This is a genomic window from Rhizobacter sp. (genome assembly GCF_031412075.1).
Lineage (GTDB): Bacteria > Pseudomonadota > Gammaproteobacteria > Burkholderiales > Burkholderiaceae_C > Rhizobacter.
This window is the reverse complement of the sequence record NZ_JANOCG010000401.1, coordinates 1-3,436: the sequence shown is the minus strand read 5'-3', so window position 1 is coordinate 3,436 and position 3,436 is coordinate 1. Positions and strand designations below refer to the sequence as shown.

General features: G+C 56.8%; 4 protein-coding genes. All 4 read left to right on the top strand.

Going from position 1 to position 3,436, the window contains the following annotated elements:
* Nucleotides 1–594 precede the first annotated feature (594 nt).
* On the top strand, nucleotides 595–888 hold the full coding sequence (locus tag RMO40_RS15145) for a BrnT family toxin (RefSeq protein WP_309722988.1): 294 nt from the start codon (nucleotides 595–597) through the stop codon (nucleotides 886–888).
* The gene (locus RMO40_RS15140) at nucleotides 875–1,204 is read left to right on the top strand and encodes a hypothetical protein (RefSeq protein ID WP_309722985.1); all 330 of its coding nucleotides are present in this window, start codon (nucleotides 875–877) and stop codon (nucleotides 1,202–1,204) included. The genes RMO40_RS15145 and RMO40_RS15140 overlap by 14 nt, the downstream gene beginning before the upstream one ends.
* A gap of 624 nt (nucleotides 1,205–1,828) precedes the next feature.
* Nucleotides 1,829–2,134 carry a hypothetical protein gene (locus RMO40_RS15135; RefSeq protein ID WP_309722979.1) on the top strand — a complete coding sequence of 102 codons (306 nt, stop codon included), beginning with the start codon at nucleotides 1,829–1,831 and terminating at the stop codon, nucleotides 2,132–2,134.
* 539 nt (nucleotides 2,135–2,673) lie between these two features.
* Entirely contained in the window at nucleotides 2,674–3,234 is a 561-nt protein-coding gene (locus RMO40_RS15130; protein ID WP_309722975.1) for a 2OG-Fe(II) oxygenase, read from the top strand.
* Nucleotides 3,235–3,436 lie beyond the last annotated feature (202 nt).

Here is a 3,436-nt window from a genome sequence, read left to right as displayed (position 1 = left end):
AGTGGCTCGTCCTGCGGCGCTGTACTCCATCGAGACAACGCGCCGCTCAACTCTTCAATCGAGGGGACGTGCCCCGGCAAGCCGGGTCACGCCCCTCATCTCCACGTTAGGCATCGCAGGAATGCAGAGGCGAGCACCAATGAACGTTCTGCACGCTTTGAGTAGTCGGTATTCAAATGCCTGCACATCCCAGACCGTTAACCAGACGCACGGCCGAGCCAGTTCCCCGAAGTCTGTGGCCGCGTCAGCGCGGGCTTTCCGTCCTTTGGCGGCCAGCGCACGGTCGCAGCGGTTCGTGGCAGATTCAGGTCTGTGCGCCGAGCCTTCGCTTGGCATCACTGAAAAGAAGGTCTGCTCTCGAGCGCACAGCTTTCTCCCGGAGAAAAAGAATCCAATGCTCGGCAAGGCCCAGGTCGCGCTTTGCGACGCCATTCAAAGCAAATCCAAGCAGGCTGTGCTGCGCAAGCAGCGATGCCTAACCCTTCCATCGAGAGGACTCGCCCCGGCAAGCCGGGTCGAGCCTCTCATGTCAAACGTTGGGCGGCTCGTGGCTTGCGTGGTGACAAAAGGCACACAGCGTCGTAAACTCCGCGCATGAAGCCTTTTCGGTGGAATCCTGAGAAGAATGACACGCTCAAAGCCGACCGAGGCGTTTCCTTCGAAAGCATCGTTGTTGCCATTGAGTCCGGTGGTCTTTTAGACATCCTGGCTCACCCCAATCCGGTGAAATATCCAAAGCAACGGGTTCTCGTTGTAGCCCACGACAGCTACGCGTATTTGGTGCCATTCGTCGAAGAGAAAGACTATTACTTCCTCAAGACAATCATTCCAAGTCGCAAGGCCACACGCGACTATTTGAATCTAGGTGATGCAGATGCCAAACATTGATGACTACGAACTCGAAGTTCTCAGCGCCTATGAGAAAGGCAAACTCAAGTCGATCGCAACAAAAGGTGAGCTCGCCAAGTTCAAGGCGGCAGCCCGAGCCACAGCTATCAAAGACCGCCGAGTCAATATTCGCCTTTCCTCCGGCGACTTGAGTGACATTCAGGTTAGAGCCCTAGAAGAAGGCGTTCCCTATCAAACATTGATCGCCAGCGTGCTGCACAAGTACGTAACTGGCCGCCTTGCTGAGCGCCCTGCCCCAGCCGCCAAGAAAGTTGCGGCGCGCGCACCAAAGCGGCGAGCAGCGTCGGCAAGCTGAAGGGTTCTCTTTTCGTTGCAGCCGCCCAACCCATCAATCGAGAGGACGTGCCCCGGCAAGCCGGGTCACGCCTCTCATCTCAAACGTTGGGCATCACGGTAAGCATCGCGATGTTGGTTGCTTTGTTAAGCCTTCGCTCCCTGCCGCTTTGTCAGTGCGCTCTCGTCGCGCCGCGGCGCTTGCCACCGAGTGGCCTGTCGCAGCAGGTTGCTCATCTTGTGGCTTGTTCTTTCCAAGCTGCGCTGGATCGTCCTCTGCACAGCGGGGCGTCGCATAAGGGCTTGCGTGGCGCGTTCGGTCGTGCTGCTCCCCGGAGCGCCGTGCTGCAGCTCACCCACAGGAACGCTCCGCGTACCAGTCAGTTGGCGCTGCCGGGTACGGCAGCTCTCCCTCAGCCTTCGCTGGTAGGCTGGCGGTCATGAGTTCAAAGTCGAGCAGTCGCGTGTCTGGTTGCAAGGTAGTTCTCCGAGGCGCGATGTCCAACCCTTCAATCGAGAGGACTTGCCCCGGCAAGCCGGGTCAAGCCTCTCATCTCAAACGTTAGGCGCCGCAAGCACCATGCTCGAATGGGAACCAATCGCTGAGTCCGCACTTCGTGAGCGAGTCGCTCAAGGTGAAGCACGCATGAGCTCGCTTCAACTGCGCCTATGGGAAACCATACAAATCGAGCCCACGAAGTGGCAACAACATCCATACGGTGATCCAGGCGCCGGTTTCTGGGTGGTGGCCATCATCGGAACGACTGTGATTTGGTACAACGACATAGAAGAAGGCTTTAACCGCTCTCGCTATTCCGCCTACGGAACCATCGACGACTACTGGTGCAATCAAGACGAACTCGAACTGACAGTTCAATACCTCATGAATGCAATCGAACAAGGCTCTGATCTTGTCCTTCTGAGAAGCAAGCCAATGAAGGTGCCTCGTTGAAGGCGGCGCCTAACCCTTCCATCGAGAGGGACGCCCAAAGGCTAGCGCCTTTGGTCGCCCCTCATGTCAAACGTTGGGCATCACGGTAAGCATCGAGATGTTGGTTGCTGGGTTCAGCCTTCGTTCACAGCCGCTTTGTCGGTGGGCTCTTGTCGCGCTGCGGCGTTTGCAATCCAGTGGCCTTGTTGGTTCGGTTGGCACGTCTTTCTGGCTTGTTCTTTCCAAGCTGCGCTGGATCGTCCTCTGCACAGCGAACGGTCGCATAAAGAAAATCCTGTTTCGGTCGGCCGTGCTGCTTACTGAATCGCCGTGCTACGGCTCACCCACGAGGACGCTTCGCGAGGTCAGTCAGTTGGCACTGCCGGGTACGGCAGCTCTCCCTCAGCCTTCGCTGGTAGGCTGGCGGTCATGAGTTCAAAGTCGAGCAGTTCCCTGTCTGGTTGCAAGGTAGTGCTCCGAGGCGCGATGCCCAACCCTTCAATCGAGAGGACTTGCCCCGGCAAGCCGGGTCAAGCCGCTCATCTCAAACGTTAGGCGTCATGCAATACACCGTAGTTTCAACCGGCATATTCACGATCAGCGACTACCTCTCTCTAGAGGAATGTGCTGAGCTGATTCGCGTCTCCGAACAAAAGGCGTTCGAGGCAGCGCCGATCATCACGCCCAGCGGGTCGAAGGTTGAATCGAACACAAGAAACAACGATCGGTTGGTGTTCGATGACTACGCTCTCGCAAGCAAGCTCTGGGAGAGAAGCAAGCCACACATCCCGCATGCGTTCGGTCGTCGCACTGCGATCGGCCTCAACGAGCGTTTTCGGCTGTATCGGTACACACCCGGCCAGAAATTCAGTTGGCATGCAGACGTACCTTTCCAGAGACAAAACGGAGAAATAAGTCTGTTGACCTTTATGGTCTACCTGAATGACGGCTACGAAGGCGGAGCAACTCGTTTTGAGTCCACGAAGGTCACAGGCAAGCCTGGAATGGCGTTGGTCTTTCAGCATGGCCTAGTTCATGAAGGCTCGGAAGTCACTCACGGGGTCAAGTACGTGCTCCGCTCCGACGTCATGTTTAGCCCAGTGAGAAAAAATGACGCCTAACCCTTCCATCGAGAGGGATGTCCAAGGGCTATCGCCCTCGGCCGCCCCTCATGTCAAACGTTAGGCGTCACGAAAGCCCGTATGCCAGCTTCTTCCTCATATCGCGATCAAGAAATCGAGTTCGCTGCTGAAGCTATTCGCAAAGGCCATCGAGATGCAGAGAATCTGCGGGCGTTGCTAATCTGTACGACATCGGAAGCAA

What these genes read in the sequence shown, in the direction of transcription:
- RMO40_RS15145 (WP_309722988.1), top strand. Translation starts at nt 595, where the DNA reads ATGAAGCCTTTTCGGTGGAATCCTGAGAAGAATGACACGCTCAAAGCC.
- RMO40_RS15140 (WP_309722985.1), top strand. Translation starts at nt 875, where the DNA reads ATGCCAAACATTGATGACTACGAACTCGAAGTTCTCAGCGCCTATGAG.
- RMO40_RS15135 (WP_309722979.1), top strand. Translation starts at nt 1,829, where the DNA reads ATGAGCTCGCTTCAACTGCGCCTATGGGAAACCATACAAATCGAGCCC.
- RMO40_RS15130 (WP_309722975.1), top strand. Translation starts at nt 2,674, where the DNA reads ATGCAATACACCGTAGTTTCAACCGGCATATTCACGATCAGCGACTAC.